This window comes from Flavobacterium degerlachei, assembly GCF_900106645.1.
Lineage (GTDB): Bacteria > Bacteroidota > Bacteroidia > Flavobacteriales > Flavobacteriaceae > Flavobacterium > Flavobacterium degerlachei.
Map to the genome: position 1 here is coordinate 57,035 of NZ_FNMV01000001.1, position 19,998 is coordinate 77,032.

Sequence of the window (19,998 nt, forward strand, 5' to 3'; positions counted from 1 at the left end):
TTTACTTATTCATTCTGCATTTATCACTACAATATTTTACCTCATCCCAAACCTTTTCCCATTTTTTACGCCAAGTAAAAGGCCTATTACAAACAACACAGATTTTAGTAGGTAAGTTTTGTTTTTTAATGCCTTTCATTACCGATATTTAATCTGTTTCTTTTCCACTCTATACCCACTGATGAACCTTCGGCTATAAAAACCGCTTCTGGCTTTGTCGTATTTAAAACCGAAAAAGAATCACCATACATCGCTGTAAAATCACATTCAATTTTATAATCTAACACTTGATTGACTAACCAACTCGGATGCTGTAATTTGTATTCTTCACTGTTGTGTTCATCAATTTTAGTATACCCATAATAATGTTCGTAGATGAATTTCTCTAAAGTTTGCTTTTCCATCACCTTAGCTTCTGTTGTTGCTTCTACATAAATACTATTCCATTTTTTGCTTAAAAGCCATTCAAACTGTACTTTTTTACTTTTTCTTTCTGTTGTGATTTCGTGTTTCGTAGGAACCACGGTATAATGCTCTTTATATAATTTATTAGCCATCCAAGCCACAATAGGATACGGAATGGTTTCATTGATAAAGACCACACCGCGTTTTACGGTGTCTCCTTCTTTTCGAACCACATAAAAACGTAAATTGATTTCTTCGAAAGTGCCAAAATAAGGAATTGGAACATTGAAAAGTTTGGTTTTCTTGAACATAAACCCAACTAGACTTACGTAGGCTTTTCCATCATACAAGTCAAGCTCGACACCTTTGGGCAAGAATGGAAATAGGATTTTAGGATCGATTTCATAATTTGCCATTATAATATTTTCCCAATTTGCTTTTAAAAAAATAGTCATTATGTTTTTGTCTTTTTAGTTTTTCGATTCGGATTAGAAACGTGCTTTTTCAAAATCCGTTTTCCTTCCTCTTTCACTTCGTCTTTCTTCCTGAAACTCCAGACTATATCACTAGCCCGTTTTCTAGTTTCTTCAATATTTACAATTGGTTCAGGATAATCTTTCCCTATTTCACAGCTATAAAATTGTTGTTCAATTGGATTTAACTTCCACGGTTCATGAATTAAACTAACTGGAATTTCTGCTAATTCAGGCAGCCACTGTTTAATAAAAACACCGTCAGGATCATGATCTTCGGAGTTTTTTATGGGGCTATAAATCCGAATCGTATTTATTCCCGTTGTTCCTGATTGCATTTGAATTTGTGGATAGTGAATTCCAGGTTCGTAATCCAGAAACTGTCTCGCCAAAAAATGCAAGTCCCGCCAATCTTGCCAAAGATTAAATGTAAAAAAAGAAACTACCATTGCGCGCATCCTGAAATTGATATAGCCCGTTGCAACCAAACATCGCATGCAGGCATCTACTATTGGAACACCTGTTTTTCCTTCTTGCCAAGCTTTGATATATGTTTCGTTTTTTGGTTTAACCAAAGTGTCATACGCTCTATTTACATTTTCAAATTCCATGCGGCATTCGTCTTCGAATTTTTGCATAAAATGACAGTGCCAATGGAGTCTAGAAACAAAATTAAGAATGGCTCGTTTATTTTTAGAATTCTCATAATGCTGATTCGTATATTGGTAGATCATTCGCATACTAATATTGCCATAAGCCAGATAAGGAGACAGCCGACTGCAGCCTTTTCTGCTCAAAGCAGGCTTAGAAATGTGTTTGCTGTAATTGACGTAGCGTTCTTTCACGAAGCTGTCCAGATATCGCCAAGCCAAGTTTTCCCCACCTTGCTGAAAATTTTTGTTTCTGGACGTAATCGTTTCTGAAAGTTCTTTCCCTTTTAACAGTCCCACTATATCTTCATCCAATTTTATTAAATTCAAATGGGTCACATCGATTATTTTTGGCTCTGCACGCATGACATCCTCCCAGCGCTTATCCCAATGTTGCCTCGATTTTAATTTTCGAATTACACCATGCATTTGTGATTCTTTCCAACTGATATTATTTTTTTGAAAAAAATCCTCCATGGCTACATCTCTGTCAAAAGTGATTTTATTACCAATTTCCTGATGTGAAAAAACAGTTTTTATCTCGTACTTTTTTGACAACTCTGAAAAAACGTTTTGCACTTCATTGTGAAAATAATAGAAAGTTCCGTTTATGGGATTGAGCTTGCTTTGTAAATCCTGGATGGATTCATAAATAAATCGCCAGTGACGCACATCTGAATCTGGATAACTCATAACTGTGGGCTCAAAACAATAAATCAACACTAGTGGCAACCCTGAATTGTGGGCGTTATCTAATGCTACGTTATCTATAAAACGCAAGTCACGCTTGAACCAAACAATATTTACAGCAGCTTTACTCACGATAATTGAATTTTATTGTCACTATTTAGCCTTTATACGCTATACATCTGCTAAAACAAAGTTGTTTAACTTTTATTAATTTTAGTTAAACAAATATACGGAACTTAGATTCAAAAAAGCAGTAATTGTAATTATTATAAACACTAAAGGCACAAAACCAATTGTTATTTTGATTTTGTGCCTTGTAGAAAACAATTAAGAAGTTGCTTCTTATATTAACCCTTCAATTAAATACTAAAGTTCACACCTAGAACAATGTTTCTGCCTATGTTAGGAATCCCATCTGTCTTTAATCTTGACAAATGAGCAATGTATCTTTTGTCGAAAAGGTTGTTTCCGTTTAAATTCACATCAAAAACAGTTTTACCAAGTTTTACTGTTCCACCCAAGCCTAAATTAATTAATGTATATCCATTTGATTCCGTTTCAAATCCGCTCACGTTATTTTGATTCAAAGTAGTGTTTACGTTAAAAGTCGCGAAACCGTCCTCTAACCAATTCTTGATTTTAAACTCTCCTTTAATGGTATTACTCCAATTGTTAGCAGGAATCAAAGGTAGGTAATCGCCATTTTGTTTCTTCCCTGTAACGGTTTCAAAACTGGTTTCATAGTGCAACCAATCTAAAGGATGTGGATGAAAATGCAAGCCCACTTCACCTCCGTATAATTTGGCATTGCTTTGAATGTAATTAAACACATCATTATTCTCTAGCATCGTTCCTGTAGGTGAAGTATAAATATAATTGTTGATGTGGTTGTAAAAACCGTTGACAAAAAACTCAAAATGATCATTCTTGTATTCTAGGTTCAAATCCGTTTGTACGTTCTGTTCTGTTTTTAAATCAGAATTCCCTATTTCATATCGGTTGGTTCCCTCATGTACTCCATTAGATGTTAATTCAGCTAAATTAGGCGATCTAAATCCTGAAGCTAGGTTTAATCGCAAAGTCAAATCATCAGCTAAGTTTGTCTTGTAACCTAAAGAAGCATTAAAACTATCAAATGATTTGTCAATAGCTTTAAAATAGCCTTCTTCTCCCAGTGTCCCATTTTCTACACTGGTTATTTTTCTATTATCAAAACGCAAACCGGCTTGTACTGCGCTACTATTTCCCCATTCGTAATTAGCTGTTCCAAAAACACCAAAATCATTTGTAGTCGCATCTGGAATCAGGTATTCGTCACCAAAATTTGTATTTGTTTGGTGCATTCCTTGAATTCCGAAAATTGATTCTAGTTTACCAAATGTAGGCAAGTGGTACTTCGCATCGTAATTAAAGGTTTTCAACTTCATACGCAATCCTGCAACATCACTATCTTCAAACTCAGAACGGTCATTGGCAATATATCCCAAATCAACATCTAATTTCGAATTTTTCAAATAGATAATAGAGTTCAAACTCAACAAATGGCTGAAAACCCCTTGTCTTGGAAAACCGGTTTTTTTGCTTGTACTTTGCTCCGCTATTCCATCCTCAGGAATTCCTAAATCAAGATTATTGTAGTTGTAGCGTAAGACAGACGAGAATTTAGAATCACTATAACCAATTCCCGTTTTGAAATCGGTTTCATTGTAACGGGTATTTGTTACACGGTCCCCTCCAGAAATTCTATAATCAGAATGCGTATTGTAACTTCCTCTTGCTAAGAATTTCCAGTTGTCCGTAGATGTTTTTAATCCAAGTGAAGAATTGCTCCCTAAGGTATTTGAAAATAATTTCTGGCTAAAATTAGCTTTAAACGTATTCGCATCGGCAAATTTCTCTGGATTGAAATACAAAACTCCACCAAGCGCATCAGAACCATACAATAACGAAGCTGGTCCTTTGATAACCTCAACACTTTCTACTCCGGCATCGTTTAATCCCAGACCATGCTCGTCTCCAAACTGCTGATTTTCCATGCGAACTCCTTGTGAATATACCAACACGCGGTTTCCACTCAAACCACGAATAACCGGTTTCCCTATTGAAGTTCCAGTAGAAACTTGAGAAACTCCGGGAATTGTTGCTAATCCTTCGATCAATGTGGCTGTTCCTTTTTGTTGTAATTCTTTAATCGTTTCGTGCTCCACCTTCATCACGTTTTGTGATTGTATTTTATTGAAAGCCGTAGAAACTATTACCTCATCCATTTCGAATATAGTTTCTTCAAGGATTATATTTAGTGTATTTTCTTTCTGCAGGTTTTGGATGGTTTTATTCTGGTTCGAAAAACCTACAAACACGAAGCTTAGTTTTAAACTTCTATTGGGAAGATTAGCCAAAATATAATTTCCATTGTCATCAGTTGTAGTTCCTTGATGTAATTCTGGCGCATAAACTGAAACGCCTTTTATAGGTTGGTTCAACATATTTGTTACTTTTCCCGACACTGTGTTTTGTGCCTGAAGCATCGCTGAAAACCCCAAGATTAGGGTTATTATAATTTTTTTCATTGAAAATGATTGTATCGTTCCTCACTCTAGCTTCCCAAAGAAAATGGCGCTAGGAAGGGAACTATTTAGTAAATAAAAAGAAATGATAGTGGCTAAGAAATTAGCCCAAATTATTTACAGGAGGACCACGATGGGAATACAAACTTCCAGAAAATACAATAATAGCATCTGCTGTTTCATGAAAATAAGTAAATGTTTTGAAATTTGAATTCAGTTTATAAGCGAATTCAACTGGGGAAATATAGGACCCAAATGTGAAATGACATACTTTACAGTCATCAAACTTGTGATGCTGGTGTGTTATTTCTGGACCGTTACCATTGTATTTGTGGTGACATTCTGTTTGAGAAAATTGCTTTACAAAATGCTCATACGTATGAAAAGACTGCGACAGTATTGTGAACAATACCGTTACTGCCAAAGAAAGACTAATTATGAGTTGCTTCTTTTTCATCAGCTGCAAAGGTAGGAAAACCTAAAAAAGAAAACCATCTCTTTTAACAATTTGTTAAAAGAGATGGCTCAAAGTATATAATTCGTATGGATTAAACCAATTTTGACGCAACAAGATATTCAGCAATTTGAATTGTATTTGTAGCAGCACCTTTTCTTAAATTGTCAGCTACTATCCACATATTCAAAGTATTTGCTTGGCTTTCGTCACGACGAATTCTGCCTACAAAAACGTCATCTTTCCCTTGTGCATACATGGGCATTGGGTAAGTATAAGTATCATTATTATCCTGTACAACCACACCATCAGTATGATGTAATATATTTTGAATGTCTGAAACCTCAAATTCATTCGTAAATTCCACATTTACCGCTTCGCTATGTCCACCTACGATAGGCACACGAACAGCAGTTGCAGTAACCGCAATCGTTCTGTCACCAAGAATTTTTTGAGTCTCACGAACTAGTTTCATTTCCTCTTTAGTGTATCCATTTTCTTCAAAAGAATCACATTGTGGAATTGCATTTCTGTGAATTGGGTATTTGTAAGCCATTTCACCTTGAACGCCTGCATATTCATTTTCTAACTGTTGTACCGCCTTAACACCAGTTCCAGTGATGGATTGGTAAGTAGAAACAATAACACGTTTGATGTTGTATTTTTTATGTAATGGGGCCAAAACTAATACCATTTGAATGGTAGAACAGTTTGGGTTTGCAATGATTTTATCTGCTGCAGTCAACCCAGAAGCATTAATTTCAGGCACAACTAATTTCTTAGTAGGATCCATTCTCCAAGCAGATGAATTATCGATAACGGTAGTTCCAGCTGCAGCAAATTTTGGAGCCCACTCAAGAGAAGTTTCTCCACCAGCAGAAAACAAAGCAATGTCAGCTTTCATGTCTACAGCCGTTTGCATACCTACAACCTTATATTTTTTACCTTTAAATTCTATTTCCTTACCCACTGATCGCTCAGAAGCAACTGGTATTAATTCCGTTACAGGAAAATTTCTTTCGGCCAATACTTTTAACATTACCTCGCCAACCATTCCGGTAGCACCTACAACTGCTATTCTCATACTATATTTTTAATATTGAAAACTTATTTCGAAATACAAAAGTAAGTAATATAAAAATCAAAACAAGAGCGTTCACAAAAAACAACAAAATGTTACAAATAAAACATTTAGTGAGTTGCAATTCATTGCAAACTACTAAATCCTTTATTTTCAGTCTATAAAAAAAGAAAAACCGCCTCAATTAAGAAGCGGTTTAGTCCTGATATTAATTCAGGATAAATTAAAATATATAGTCTAGCGGCATTATTTCTTCAATAAATCTCTAATTTGAATAAGCAATTCTTCCTGAGTAGGTCCAGCAGGAGCTGCAACAGCAACTTCTTCTTTCTTTTTTGTTTTTTCAGCTGCCCTTAATACAACAAAGACAAATAATGCAATAATCACAAAATTAATTGTAGCCTGTACTAGGTTACCATAAGTGATAACGGCTGCACCCGCCTCTTTTGCCGCATCTAAATCAGCATAACTATTTCCGTCTAATGCTATAAATTTTTGTGTAAAATCAATTCCACCTGTTACTAAACCTACAATAGGCATAATAACATCATCTACTGCCGAACCAACTATTTTACCAAATGCTCCACCAATTACGACTGCAGTTGCCAAACTTAATACATCACCCTTCATCAAAGAGGCCTTAAAATCGCTAAAAAATCCCATAGTTTCTATTTTTTTAAGATTAAAAATATTTTCTCGGGTCCCAAAATACAAAAAAAATTAACATATTTTAACATTTTATCGATATTCGTAAGAAATTAACGATAAAACACACGTTTTACACGTTGCGAAATGCTTGTCAGAATTTCATAGGGTATAGTATTCAGCTTTTTGGCGATATAGGAAACCGTTGGGCTTTCGCCAAAAATGATTACTGAATCGCCTTCAGTACAATCAATTTCAGTGACATCAACCATTAGCATATCCATACAAATACTACCCAGGATTTTTGCTTTTTTATCTTTGATACTAACGAATCCAGCGCCATTTCCCCATGCTCTAGAAATTCCATCGGCATAGCCTATAGGGATTGTCCCAATTCTCATTGTTTTTTCCGCCATGAATTTCCTTCCATAACCTACACTGTCTCCGGCAGAAATAGTTCTGATTTGAGAAATAACCGACTTTAACGTACCTACATTCTCTAAATATTTTTGTTCTGAAGGATCATTTGAAACTCCGTATAATCCTATTCCCAAACGAACCATATTAAATTGCGCATCAGGGAAATTACTAATTCCAGATGTATTCAAGATATGGCGGATAGGATTTATCCCCAATTCAGTTATTATTTTTGATGATAATTTGTCGAATAAATTAATCTGCGACTCGGTGAAATCACGGTGTTTTACATCATCACTTGTGGCCAGATGAGATAAAATGCTTTTTATCTCGACCGTATCATTCCCTCTTAATGTGTTTATAAGCTCTTCAATTGTATCCTCTTCAAAACCCAAACGATGCATCCCCGTATCTAATTTGACATGAATGGGAAAGCGTTTCAGGTTTTTGTGTTTGGCAATTTTCAAGAAAGCATGTAAACTTTTTAAACAATAGATTTCTGGTTCTAATTGATGTTGAATAATAGCCGAAAAACTGGTGTTCTCTGGATTAAGAACCATTATAGGCAATTGGATTCCACCGTTTTTTAGAGAAATTCCCTCATCGGCGAAAGCCACACCTAGATAATCTACCTTATGGTGCTCCAGTAATTTGGCAATTTCAAGTCCGCCATTCCCGTAGCCAAATGCTTTTACCATTAACATGATTTTGACATTAGGTTTCAATTTTGATTTAAAGAAATTCAAATTGTAGCTAATCGCGTTCAGGTTTATTTCAAGTACAGTTTCATGTGTCTTCTCTTCCAATAGTTGAACAATTTCCTCAAATTGAAAAGAACGAGCTCCTTTTATCAAAATGGTCTCATTGGAGAAATCCAGATTTTCAAAATTCGAAACAAATTCAGCCGTGTTTTTAAATGTAATGCAGTTGGCAAATTTATCTTTAAACTCGGCTATGGTTTCTCCTATCCCGATTACGCGGCTAATATTATTGGATACAATCAATTGCGCAACCTTCGAATACAACTCTTCATTTGATAATCCACTTTGAAAAATATCTGACAGGATTACCGTTTTCTTTTGGAATTGCTTTTGACTTTCCAAAAAATCTAAAGCTATTTTTAAAGACTGAAAATCAGAACTATAACTATCATCAATAAGACTGCAATTATTGATTCCGGTTTTAACTTTCAAACGCATCTCAACGGGGAACAGCAATAACATTCTGGACTGAATAGTAGCACTATCATAGTCAAAATATAGTAACAGCATTAAACAGGAAACAGCATTTTCAACCGACGCTTTATCCTGAAATGGTATATTTAACTCATAAGAATCACCCTTGTATTTATAGTGAAGCGTTGTGCTTTGGTTTACTGTCTCTTTTTTAAACACGAACACATCAGCGTCTTCCTGATCAAAACTCCAGCTAAATGTTTTTGTATCTGGTAATATACATTTATCAACAAGTTTGTTTTTTTGATAAATCACTACTTCTGAATCCTTAAAAAGAACTAGTTTTTCTTTTATTTTTTGTTCCAAATTCTTGAAGCCTTCATCATGTGAAGATCCAATGTTTGTCAGGATACCAATTGTGGGTTTAATGACTGCCTCCAGCTTTTGCATTTCAGTAACCGTAGAAATTCCTGCTTCAAAAATCCCAAGGTTGTGTTTTTCATTAATAGCGATGACTGACAATGGAACACCTACTTGTGAATTGTAACTTTTTGGACTTCTTATGACGTTAAAATCGGGGCTTAGCAAGAAGTTTAGCCATTCCTTAACGATTGTTTTGCCGTTACTTCCAGTCAAACCAATTATGGGAAATTTGAAAAGGCTGCGATAATAGGCTGCAAATTGCTGTAATGCATCTCGCGTATTTTTAACCACTAGAAAATTTGCTTTGCCTTTGCAATCTTCGGGCACATAAGTCACCACAAAATTCTGTACGCCAATATCAATCAACTCTTTGATAAAAAAATGAGCATCATTATTGGGGCCAACCAAGGCAAAAAACAAGGTATGTGAACTATTTTGTAATGAACGGCTGTCGATAGATATAGTTTCCACCTCTGCTTCGGGAGTATTCCCGATCCATTCGGCATTAAGAACTGGGATGATATTTTTAAGTGATATACTCATTTATTTGGAATGCGATAAACGCTAATTTGTTATAAGAATTAAAGAAAATCCTTGTGTATTTACTATTTTCAAGAAAAAATATCTTTTATGAAACTTTCTCAAAAATAACACTTCTTTTTAAAATGCTGCTACTACCAAGACAGAATTTAAATATGGCTGTATGTTAAAAGCTTCTCACAAATGGCCAGTTCTTTTACTTATAACTTAAAATCAAGAAAAAAATTAGCTCACTTTTTTTTCCATATTCCTTATATTTGTATTGCTAACCAACTACAGAAGTCTTGAAAAAAATACTCCCATTATTCTCCTATATTTTTCATCCCGTATTTATTCCTTTGTACGCGACAATATATTACCTCATTTTGAATTTTTCTAATTTTGAAAGTCAGGAAATATATTTTGTCTTATCACAAATCTTTATTATTACAGTACTAATTCCAATACTATTTTTTTTCATTTTGCGTTATTCAGGGAGAATTGGATCTATTATGGTCCCCAAAATATCTGAGCGAAAGTTGCCTTTACTCATTCAATGTTTTTTGCTAATAATTTTAGTTCGCAATAGCATCACGGTAGATCGCTATATTGAGCTCCATTTTTTCCTATTGGGAGCGTTATTCAGCACGTTGATTGCGATGCTTCTACTACTTGCTAAAACAAAGGCAAGTTTACATATGATTGGAATAAGTGCGCTGACACTATTTGCTTTTGGACTCACAATACATCATCAAACCCAAAACGTAGCTTTAATAGTCTTCTTGATACTCATGAATGGTTTTGTAGCTTCATCTCGATTAGTAATGAAAGCTCATAGCAGTAAGGAATTAATCATAGGGATACTATTAGGTTGCATACCTCAAATACCATTGATGTTCCTTTGGTTATAGAATATAGAAAATAACGCCAATATTAAGCGACTTCATATCTATACTTTCGCCTTCAATATTTGCTGATTTAAAAAGGGAGTTTAATCCGTAATGGGCATACACATTTATGGTATTATAACCCGCTGAAACATAGAGCCCGTAAAGGAGCTTATTAAAATCCTTGTTATTCAAAACAACTATTTTGCTATCGCTATCACTATAAACCGATTTGTTGTATAGCAAATAACTAAATTTAAGACCACCGTAAATTCTCCAAAACTTGTGACTTTCATAAGTTGATGTTCTCCACCTGAATTCGATAGGGACATCGACTAGAAGTTGTGCGAATTTATTTTTGCTATAATCCGTTTCAGAGTCAATAATCGAATACACTGGCATTTCTCCAGATTCCGATATAAATAAATTTTGATTGTAGTTGTTATAGGTAAAACCAACACCCGAAGCTATGGCAATAGTCCTGTCGTCATTTATAGGCATATCCCTTAGAAAACCCGCAGAGAGACCTATAGAAAACTTATCCTGTGACAAACCCGCAGGTTTCTGTTGCAATGCATTATAAGTAAATCCAAAGTAAAACTGGTCTTCTCGATACAAAGAATCGATTTTCACCTTTTCACCCTCTTCTATTGTTTCCGTTTCCTGCGAAAATCCATTAAAAACTGACATTAAAAGAAAACAACTTAGGAATAAGCGCATGATGTTATTTTTGTTTAATGATTGCTTCATTTTAGTATCGAATACATTTTTAGATCTTCTTATTACAAACCGGTGTACAAATATAGGATTTTGACGGCTTCTTGTTACTACTGTGTGCAAAAAACATCAACAACATCTAAAGCCATGCTTGAAGCAAAATTCCATTAAAAAAACCCCAATCACTTTTACAAATGATTGGGGTTTTTAATTTGAAGTAGAGAGAAAGGGATTCGAACCCTCGATATGTTGCCATATACACGCTTTCCAAGCGTGCGCCTTCAGCCACTCGGCCACCTCTCTATTAAGGATTGCAAATAACACGAAAAAAAGTGACTTTCAAAAGTAAAAATCAATATTATATTATTTCACCTCGTAAAGAAGTTTCAAAAACATCTTTAAAATCCTGCTGCGCTATATTTTGCCCTAGCAAATACATTAATTTAGTAATTGCAGCTTCAGTAGTGATATCCTTGCCTGAAATAACTCCAATTTCTTTCATAGCAGTGCTCGTTTCGTATTGCCCCATATTCACACTACCTCCAGAACACTGTGTTACATTAACAATATATACTCCTTTACTTATCGCTTTTATCAATAAAGAAACAAACCAATCTTCAGTAGGTGCATTCCCGGAACCATAGGTTTCAAGTACAACTCCTTCTAAAGTTGGGATATCTAAAATGGCTGCCAAAACCGCTTCGCTCATTCCAGGAAACATTTTGACGATAACCACATTGTTGTCCAATTTTTTATGAACTAGTAATTCCGTAGATTGTTGTCTAGGCAATAACAACTCCCTTCTTATCTTCAGGTTAACACCTGATTCAACTAATTCAGGATAATTAGGAGAAGTGAACGCTTTAAAATGCTCGGCATTTATTTTAGTCGTTCTGTTTCCTCTATATAACTTATATTCAAAGTACAGACAAACTTCGCTTATGACCGCTTGTCCGTTTTCTTGCAAAGAGGCAATTTGAATAGCAGTAATCAAGTTTTCTTTAGCATCAGTTCGCAAATCTCCTATTGGTAATTGTGAACCAGTAAAAACAACTGGTTTGGCTAAATTTTCCAACATAAAACTCAATGCTGATGCCGAATAAGACATCGTATCTGATCCATGAAGTACTACAAATCCATCAAAACTTAAATAATTTTCTTCAATAATTGAAGCTATTCTAGCCCATTCTTTCGGGTTCATGTTAGACGAATCAATTGGCTCTTCAAATGAAATGGTTTCAATCTCACAGTCCAATTGCTTCAACTCAGGAATCCGATTCAACAATTTACTAAAATTAAATGCTTTTAGCGCCCCAGTGTCAAAATCTTTACGCATACCAATGGTACCACCAGTATATAATAAAAGTATTTTAGCTTTTGAGTTCATCATGATATTTTAATTTATTTACAACCGGATTAGCATACATTGCCAATAACCCCTGCAATGCAATAGGATTTTCAGCGTCTATACGCATTTCTAATCTTCGCTCAAAAAGCGATTTTTCGTCCTCTGTATATAAATGAGAATAACCGTTGCTACTATTCAATATATCATAGGCGATATAATTAGTAGGCCATAACTTATAATTACTCAAAATAGAATCATCAATTACTTGAGCCAAGGCCAAGATTTGCTTGTTAGGCTTATCAAATTCTTCTTTGATTTTATCTGTTTCAGTATTTAACACATCTCCTATGTGCATGTGTATTCTTTTCTTCTGTCCCATAACTCCACTAAGTAGGGTCATGAAATCTTCGTTCTTTTCTTTGATGTAAATCTCATTATTAGCCTCAGCCAGTAATTGCGGGATTTTCAAAACATCTGTAGGGTCATATTCATACGAAATTGAAACTGGAACTACTTTTATTTTTTTGAAATAATCCATAAGATCCATTCCATTAGCTCCCATTCCCACCATTTTCAAAACTCCTGGATTTGTAGCGTCATCTCCGTCTTTAGTTCTTCCCTCGCGTTGCGCAATCCAAACAGAACGGCTTTCTTCTAACAATAAATGACCAATATATTCTGACAGCACTTTTGAACTTTCTAACATTTCTCTAGGCGTCAATCCTCTTTGAACCAAAAAGTTTCGATTCATTTTTGCCAATACGTTAAGAAAATCTTTTTTAACCAAATTATCACCAATTGCTGATGCAGTCATCACCAATCCATGTTCAAATAAAGCTGTATTCAACAAGGTAGTATCTAAAAGAATATCTCTATGATTTGAAACAAATAAGTAGGACTCTCCCTTTTCTAACTTTTCGAAACCAGAAGTTGTCAATCCATCAGAGCTTTTCTCAATAATTTTTCGAATAGAATGATATATAAAATTACATTGAAAATCACGTATAGAGTGTGTTTTTCTAAGTTGCTCTTTCCAAATGGAATCTTCTACCTCTGGAAAAGTAAAATTCATCAATGCCTTCATCATAGGATGATTAATCACTTTCAATATGGCATCGTTTATTTCGGAATCATAAAATGGCCGAATAGCGTCAAATTTTTGCATTTTTAGTAATTTAAGGTGCGCAAATGAACAAAAAAAATATTAAATTATAATGAATTATACTTTAAATACCGAAAATTACCTTAGAATTTTCAGTTGTTGCACTGGCAATATCTTTTACAGAAAGCTCATAGATCTGAGCCAACTTATCTAGTACATTAACTAAGTAACTACTTTCATTTCTTTTCCCTCGAAATGGAACTGGAGCAAGATAAGGTGAATCTGTTTCTAAAACGATGTGTTTTAAATCAATTTGGCTCAAAAACTGGTCGATTTTACCATTTTTGAAAGTAACTACTCCACCAATTCCTAATTTCATATTGTAAGATATCGCCTGTAACGCTTGTTCGTACGTTCCTGTAAAACAATGAAACACCCCAAACAAATCAGCCGATTTCTCCTCTTCTAAAATCTCAAATATTTCATCAAAAGCTTCGCGACAATGAATCACGATAGGCAATTTATATTGTTTAGCTAATTGAATCTGTTTTCTAAATGCAATTTGCTGCTCCTTCAAATGTGTTTTATCCCAATACAAATCGATACCAATCTCCCCAATGGCATAGAATTTTCTCATGGCCAGCTCCTCCTCTACATGTTGCAATTCTTCCAAATAATTTTCCTTTACATAGGTAGGATGCAATCCCATCATTAGAAAGACATTGTCTGGATAGTCCTTTTCTAAATCATACATGGACTGGGTACAAGAGGAGTCTATTGCCGGAATAAAAAACCGGGAAACACCTTCCTTAATTGCCCTTTGTATCATTTCGTCGCGGTCCTGATCGAATTCCTCTGAATATAAATGGGTGTGTGTATCTGTAATTATCATTGTTTTCATTTAAAGAAGCAAAGTTAGCATTTTGAATTGTTGTTTTTTAGATTCTTAGTAATTTAGATTACTTTTGGTTATCAGCTTTGAACTATGAAAAACCTCCACGATATCCTGAAAAAGGAAAAATACAAAAAAATAAAATTTAAAATTACCAAGACCCAGCACCTTTTGATAAAAGCAAAAATCAATGGAATCGTCGGCAACTTTATATTAGACACAGGAGCATCAAATAGCTGTGTCGGTTTTGAAAGCGTGGACTTATTCCAACTTCAAGCAGAAGACTCCAAAACTAAAGCGTCTGGAGCAGGAGGCACAGGAATGCAAACGCAAACAGCCTCTAACAATATCCTTCAACTAGGTTTATGGAAGGATATTGAGTTCAATTTAGTAATCTTCGATTTATCCCATGTCAACGAAGCATTAATGCAACACAAATCAAAGCCAGTGCATGGCATAATTGGAGCTGATGTATTAATGAAAGGAAAAGCGATTGTGGATTACTTTAATTGTTTCGTATATTTACTATAGAAGCAAATGTAAAAACAGTCATAGAGATGAAACCTAGTACTAAAATTATAGCTCTGTTTATGGGACTGTTTTTATTTTCTTGTTCCCCCGACACCACTGAAGAGGGCGTTGATGCAACAAGGGCTTCTGAATCCTCTTTATCGATTAACAAAATCGACACTTCCATAGTTTGGAATTTTGATGATTTAACGGGATGGGAAGATGCAACGCAGATCGGACTTCCAAACTACTGGTTAAAAGACGGCAACCTTACTTTTTTCACTAATGCAAACACTTGGGAAAGAACCAAAATCAAAACCCTTTCCACTTTTACAACCGGCATTTATACTTGGAGAGTCTATATTCCCGAAATGGGAATTGGAGACATGGCGAGTGTAGGTGCATTTTTATATATTAATGATACTCATGAGCTTGATTTTGAAGTAGGCTACGGAAAACAAGTTATCCGCAATCAATTAAAAGCAGCATCTGACGACTTAATTGTGTACATGACTTCACAGGCAAATCCATTCCGATCTTATCAAACAAAAATAAAAAGGAGGCAATGGCACACTTTTTCAATGGAACTGACATTAAATTCAAGGCGTAATTACAAGCTGAGCTGGATCATCAATGGCGTAAAAGCAGCAACAACGGAGCTTAATTACGGAATCAATAATAAGTTTAAAATCTATTGCAGTTTAGAAAACCTGACTTTCATAGGAGATAATATTCCAAAATCTCAGAATTATGCGATTTTTGATTTTGTCGAATATAGTAGCAAATAAAAAATCCCGTTTGATTACTCAAACGGGATTTTTAGATATTTTAAACAGAGTTCTTACAATTCAAAAGCTCTCTTAGGATTGTTGTCTAGCAATAACTCCATTGGATTCTCTAACGCTTCTTTAACAGCAACCAAGAAACCTACAGACTCACGACCATCAATAATTCTGTGATCATAAGATAATGCTACATACATCATAGGGTGAATTTCCACTTTTCCGTTTACGGCAATAGGACGTTCGATAATGTTGTGCATTCCAAGAATTCCTGACTGAGGAGGATTGATAATAGGAGTAGATAACATAGATCCAAATACACCACCATTAGTAATTGTAAAAGTACCACCAGTCATATCGTCAACAGTAATTTGTCCATCACGGGCTTTTATAGCTAATCTCTTGATGTCAGCTTCAACACCACGGAAAGTCAAGTTTTCAGCATTACGAACTACAGGAACCATCAATCCTTTTGGTCCAGAAACTGCGATTGAAATATCACAGAAATCGTAAGCTATTTTATAATCACCATCCATCATAGAATTTACGTCTGGATATAATTTTAAAGCTCTTGTAACTGCTTTTGTAAAAAATGACATATATCCAAGACCTACACCTGCATGTTTCGCTTTGAATTCCTCTTTATATTGATTACGAATCAAGTTGATAGGCGTCATGTTTACTTCGTTAAAAGTAGTTAACATTGCCGTTTCGTTTTTAGCGGCAACCAATCTTTCTGCTACTTTACGACGCAACATTGAAAGTTTTGAACGCTCTTGACCACGGCTTCCTCCTGTAGGAGTTCCCATAGATGGCACTGCGTTTACAGCATCGTCTTTAGTAATTCTTCCGTCTTTACCAGTTCCTGTTACAGCTGCTGGAGCGATATTTTTTTCGTCTAATATTTTTCTTGCTGCTGGAGATGGAGTCCCTGAAGCATAAGTTGCTGCTGGAGCTGCCGCCACTGGAGTTGGAGCTGCTTTTGCCGCTTCAGCAACGGGAGCTACTGCTGGAGCCGAACCTTCTGGTTTAGCTGCTGCCGTATCGATTAAACAAACTACTGCACCTACTGCTACTGCATCACCTTCTTCAGCTTTTAATGTGATAATCCCACTAGCTTCAGCTGGTAATTCCAGTGTTGCTTTATCAGAATCAACTTCAGCAATTGCTTGGTCTTTCTCTACGTAATCTCCGTCTTGTACTAACCAAGTTGCAATTTCAACTTCCTTAATAGATTCCCCTGGTGATGGGACTTTCATTTCTAAAATCATCTTATATAATTTTTAAATTATGAATTTTATTGTTTGAGTCGTTTTAAAAACAACTACTGTTTATTGTTTGTTTTATTTTTAGCCCTGATTGTAGCGGCATCCTTTTTCTTTTTTCTTTAAAAAGAAAAAGATATAGCGAAAAGCAGGAAATAGCTCCTAATTTTATACAAATAAGTTTTTATCAAAAACCATTTTGATTGCATCTGCATGACGACGTTTTGCTCTTGTAGAACTTCCCGATGCTGATGCAGAATATGCTTTTAGAGAGGCAAGTCTGAATTTTACTAAATTAAAATTCATTAACATAAAGCTATATGCCCCCATGTTTTTAGGCTCTTCTTGTGCCCATACATAATCATCAGCGTTTGGATATTGTGCAATTATTTCTTTCAACTGCTCTACTGGCAATGGGAATAATTGTTCAATTCTAACAACTGCAACATCTGTACGACCATTGTTTTCTCTTTCGGCTGTGATATCATAATAGAATTTACCAGTACAGAAAACTAGTGTTTTCACATCAGCTTTATTAACTGCTGTATCATCAATAGTTTCTTGGAAACTACCATTTTCTAATTCTTCGATTGTAGACACACATCTTGGATCACGCAATAAACTCTTAGGTGAAAACACGATTAATGGTTTACGGAATTTTGTTTTCATTTGCCTTCTCAACAAGTGAAAGAAGTTAGCTGGCGTAGTACAATCAGCAACAAACATATTGTGTCTTGCACAAAGTTGTAAGTAACGTTCCATTCTAGCTGAAGAGTGTTCTGCTCCTTGTCCTTCATATCCGTGAGGCAATAACAAAACAATACCGTTTTGATTATTCCACTTATCTTCTCCACAAGAGATGTATTGGTCAATCATAATTTGGGCTCCATTAGAGAAATCTCCAAATTGTGCTTCCCAAATGGTTAGTGTATTAGGGTTTGCCAATGCATAACCATAATCAAAACCTAAAACTCCGTACTCAGATAAAAGTGAATTGTAGATATTAAAGTTTCCTTTTTTACCTTCTAAGTTATTGATTAAAACAACTTCTTCTTCAGAGTCTTCTACCTTTACAACAGCATGACGGTGAGAGAACGTTCCTCTTTCTACGTCTTGCCCAGAAATACGAACATCATATCCTTCTTGTAATAAAGATCCGTAAGCTAAATGCTCAGCCATTCCCCAATCTAACTTATTTGTATCAAAAAACATTGTTTTTCGATCGTTGATTAGTTTTTGGATTTTATTAATAAATTTTTTATCTGATGGCAAGTTACAAACAGCATTTGCTACTTCAGTCAATCCTTCTCTAGAATAAGAAGTATCTACTTTTTGCAACATTTGTTTATCAGTAACCTGTTCAAATCCTAACCATTCATTTTTCATAAATGGGGTAATAATGGTCAAATCTTTCTTACGAGAAGCTTCTAAATTCACCTCCATATCAGATTTGTATTCTTTCTCAAGACTGTTTACATAGGTAGCGTCAATGACACCATCTGACAATAATTTCTCAGCATAAAGGTCTCTAGGGTTTTTATGTTTTGCTATTATTTTATATAAAACTGGTTGTGTAAAACGAGGCTCATCACCTTCATTATGGCCATATTTTCTATATCCTAATAAATCAATAAATACGTCACGACCAAACTCCATTCTGAAATCTAGTGCAAAATTCATTGCATGAACTACTGCTTCAGCATCATCTGCATTAACATGTAAAACTGGTGACAAAGTAACTTTAGCAACATCAGTACAGTATGTAGATGAACGTGCATCAAGATAGTTAGTTGTAAAACCTACTTGATTATTAATTACAATATGAATGGTTCCTCCTGTTTTGTATCCATCGAGCTGTGCCATCTGGATAATTTCATAAAGAATACCTTGTCCTGCAATTGCAGCATCACCGTGAACAGCGATAGGTAAAACTTTAGAGAAATCATTCGGGAAATATTTATCTTGTTTTGCTCTTGTAATACCTTCGATTACTGCACCTACAGTTTCCAGGTGAGAAGGATTAGGAGCAAGATTTATATTAATTTTTTTACCTGTACTTGTTATTTTGTCAGCGGTTAAACCAAGGTGATACTTAACATCACCATCAAAATATTCTTTGTCATAATCTTTACCATCAAACTCTCCGAAGATATCTTGAGTTGATTTACCAAAGATATTAGCCAAAATATTCAAACGACCACGATGCGCCATTCCCATTACAAATTGCTCTACTCCCATTTGAGCAGCTCTCTCGATTAAAGTATCAAGAGCAGGAATAATTGATTCCCCACCTTCTAATGAAAAACGTTTTTGACCTACATATTTAGTATGTAAGAAATTCTCAAATGAAACCGCTTGATTTAATTTATTTAAAATCGCTTTCTTCTCATCAATAGAAAAATTAGGTTTATTGTCGTTTACCCCAACTTTCTCTTGAATCCAGTTTACAATTTCTGGCTTACGGATATACATATACTCGACACCTATGTGCTGACAATATATAGTATCAAGGTGTTTTATGATTTCAGTTAAAGTACAAGGAGCTTGCCCAATAATTTTAGCTGCATCAAAAACAGTGTTTAAATCTGCTGATGAAAGACCAAAATTAGTAATATCAAGATTAGGCTCAAATATCCTTCTATCTCTTACTGGGTTTGTTTTTGTAAATAAATGTCCTCGAGAGCGGTAGCCTTCGACTAATTTCAATACATTAAACTCCTTTTGAAGTTTTTCAGAAATTTTAGAGTAGTCAACTGAGCCTGAAGCTACTTCGTTAACTATATGTTGTACAGGATTTTCACCATTATAAGTTTCCATCCCAAAGTCAAAACCTTGAAAGAAACTTCTCCAACTTGGCTCTACGCTATCTGGGTTTTCTAAGTACTGATCGTATAATTGTGCAAAAAATTCTGTGTGTGCTGCGTTTAAAAATGAGAACCTATCCATAATATTAGTGAATATACTTTTTGTTAAAATAGTTTGGCAAAAGTACAATA

17 protein-coding genes and 1 tRNA gene are annotated in these 19,998 nt (G+C 34.9%); 3 read left to right on the plus strand and 15 right to left on the minus strand.

What is annotated here, in order from left to right; all coding sequences use genetic code 11:
• Position 1: 1 nt before the first annotated feature.
• The 8 genes from BLV91_RS00210 to BLV91_RS00245 form a co-directional block, all read right to left on the minus strand.
• Entirely contained in the window at positions 2 to 139 is a 138-nt protein-coding gene (locus tag BLV91_RS00210; RefSeq protein ID WP_091428366.1) for a DUF2256 domain-containing protein, read from the minus strand.
• A complete protein-coding gene (locus tag BLV91_RS00215) occupies positions 126 to 860 on the minus strand; it encodes a YqjF family protein (RefSeq protein WP_091428367.1) in 735 nt (244 codons plus the stop codon). The genes BLV91_RS00210 and BLV91_RS00215 overlap by 14 nt, the downstream gene beginning before the upstream one ends.
• Positions 860 to 2,350 (minus strand): cryptochrome/deoxyribodipyrimidine photo-lyase family protein, encoded by a 1,491-nt coding sequence (locus BLV91_RS00220; RefSeq protein ID WP_091428369.1) that lies wholly within the window; start codon positions 2,348 to 2,350, stop codon positions 860 to 862. Before BLV91_RS00220 ends, BLV91_RS00215 begins: the two co-directional genes overlap by 1 nt.
• Before the next feature lie 227 nt (positions 2,351 to 2,577).
• Positions 2,578 to 4,788, minus strand: coding sequence for a TonB-dependent receptor (locus tag BLV91_RS00225; RefSeq protein ID WP_091428371.1), 2,211 nt, complete (start codon positions 4,786 to 4,788; stop codon positions 2,578 to 2,580).
• Positions 4,789 to 4,888: 100 nt separating this feature from the next.
• A complete protein-coding gene (locus BLV91_RS00230; RefSeq protein ID WP_091428373.1) occupies positions 4,889 to 5,242 on the minus strand; it encodes a hypothetical protein in 354 nt (117 codons plus the stop codon).
• Between the two features lie 91 nt (positions 5,243 to 5,333).
• Positions 5,334 to 6,323: an aspartate-semialdehyde dehydrogenase gene (locus tag BLV91_RS00235; protein WP_091428375.1), complete on the minus strand. Its 990-nt coding sequence runs from the start codon at positions 6,321 to 6,323 to the stop codon at positions 5,334 to 5,336.
• A 243-nt stretch (positions 6,324 to 6,566) separates the two neighbouring features.
• A complete protein-coding gene (gene mscL / locus BLV91_RS00240) occupies positions 6,567 to 6,983 on the minus strand; it encodes a large conductance mechanosensitive channel protein MscL (RefSeq protein WP_091428377.1) in 417 nt (138 codons plus the stop codon).
• A gap of 95 nt (positions 6,984 to 7,078) precedes the next feature.
• The gene (locus tag BLV91_RS00245; RefSeq protein WP_091428379.1) at positions 7,079 to 9,523 is read right to left on the minus strand and encodes a bifunctional UDP-N-acetylmuramoyl-tripeptide:D-alanyl-D-alanine ligase/alanine racemase; all 2,445 of its coding nucleotides are present in this window, start codon (positions 9,521 to 9,523) and stop codon (positions 7,079 to 7,081) included.
• A 539-nt stretch (positions 9,524 to 10,062) separates the two neighbouring features.
• On the opposite strand from BLV91_RS00245, the gene BLV91_RS17155 reads away from it, so the two are divergent.
• Positions 10,063 to 10,410, plus strand: a complete 348-nt coding sequence (locus BLV91_RS17155) for a hypothetical protein (RefSeq protein WP_245709572.1) — start codon at positions 10,063 to 10,065, stop codon at positions 10,408 to 10,410.
• On the opposite strand, the gene BLV91_RS00255 is transcribed toward BLV91_RS17155, so the two are convergent.
• The 5 genes from BLV91_RS00255 to BLV91_RS00275 all read right to left on the minus strand — a co-directional run bounded on the left by BLV91_RS00255 (position 10,405) and on the right by BLV91_RS00275 (position 14,445).
• Positions 10,405 to 11,136: a porin family protein gene (locus BLV91_RS00255; RefSeq protein WP_091428382.1), complete on the minus strand. Its 732-nt coding sequence runs from the start codon at positions 11,134 to 11,136 to the stop codon at positions 10,405 to 10,407. The genes BLV91_RS17155 and BLV91_RS00255 overlap by 6 nt on opposite strands.
• A 185-nt stretch (positions 11,137 to 11,321) precedes the next feature.
• Positions 11,322 to 11,406: transfer RNA gene (locus BLV91_RS00260), tRNA-Ser, on the minus strand.
• Positions 11,407 to 11,461: 55 nt separating this feature from the next.
• Positions 11,462 to 12,490 (minus strand): asparaginase, encoded by a 1,029-nt coding sequence (locus tag BLV91_RS00265; RefSeq protein ID WP_091428384.1) that lies wholly within the window; start codon positions 12,488 to 12,490, stop codon positions 11,462 to 11,464.
• Positions 12,474 to 13,616, minus strand: a complete 1,143-nt coding sequence (locus BLV91_RS00270) for a 1-acyl-sn-glycerol-3-phosphate acyltransferase (RefSeq protein WP_091428386.1) — start codon at positions 13,614 to 13,616, stop codon at positions 12,474 to 12,476. Before BLV91_RS00270 ends, BLV91_RS00265 begins: the two co-directional genes overlap by 17 nt.
• Before the next feature lie 61 nt (positions 13,617 to 13,677).
• Entirely contained in the window at positions 13,678 to 14,445 is a 768-nt protein-coding gene (locus BLV91_RS00275; RefSeq protein ID WP_175513932.1) for a TatD family hydrolase, read from the minus strand.
• A 93-nt stretch (positions 14,446 to 14,538) separates the two neighbouring features.
• Between BLV91_RS00275 and BLV91_RS00280 the strand changes: the two genes are divergently transcribed.
• Together BLV91_RS00280 and BLV91_RS00285 are read left to right on the plus strand one after the other, a co-directional pair.
• Positions 14,539 to 14,976, plus strand: coding sequence for a retropepsin-like aspartic protease (locus BLV91_RS00280; RefSeq protein ID WP_091428389.1), 438 nt, complete (start codon positions 14,539 to 14,541; stop codon positions 14,974 to 14,976).
• Between the two features lie 26 nt (positions 14,977 to 15,002).
• The gene (locus BLV91_RS00285; protein ID WP_245709573.1) at positions 15,003 to 15,743 is read left to right on the plus strand and encodes a hypothetical protein; all 741 of its coding nucleotides are present in this window, start codon (positions 15,003 to 15,005) and stop codon (positions 15,741 to 15,743) included.
• Between the two features lie 53 nt (positions 15,744 to 15,796).
• On the opposite strand, the gene odhB is transcribed toward BLV91_RS00285, so the two are convergent.
• The gene (gene odhB / locus BLV91_RS00290; protein WP_091428391.1) at positions 15,797 to 17,008 is read right to left on the minus strand and encodes a 2-oxoglutarate dehydrogenase complex dihydrolipoyllysine-residue succinyltransferase; all 1,212 of its coding nucleotides are present in this window, start codon (positions 17,006 to 17,008) and stop codon (positions 15,797 to 15,799) included.
• Positions 17,009 to 17,170: 162 nt separating this feature from the next.
• Positions 17,171 to 19,948 carry a 2-oxoglutarate dehydrogenase E1 component gene (locus tag BLV91_RS00295; protein WP_091428392.1) on the minus strand — a complete coding sequence of 926 codons (2,778 nt, stop codon included), beginning with the start codon at positions 19,946 to 19,948 and terminating at the stop codon, positions 17,171 to 17,173.
• Positions 19,949 to 19,998: the final 50 nt, after the last annotated feature.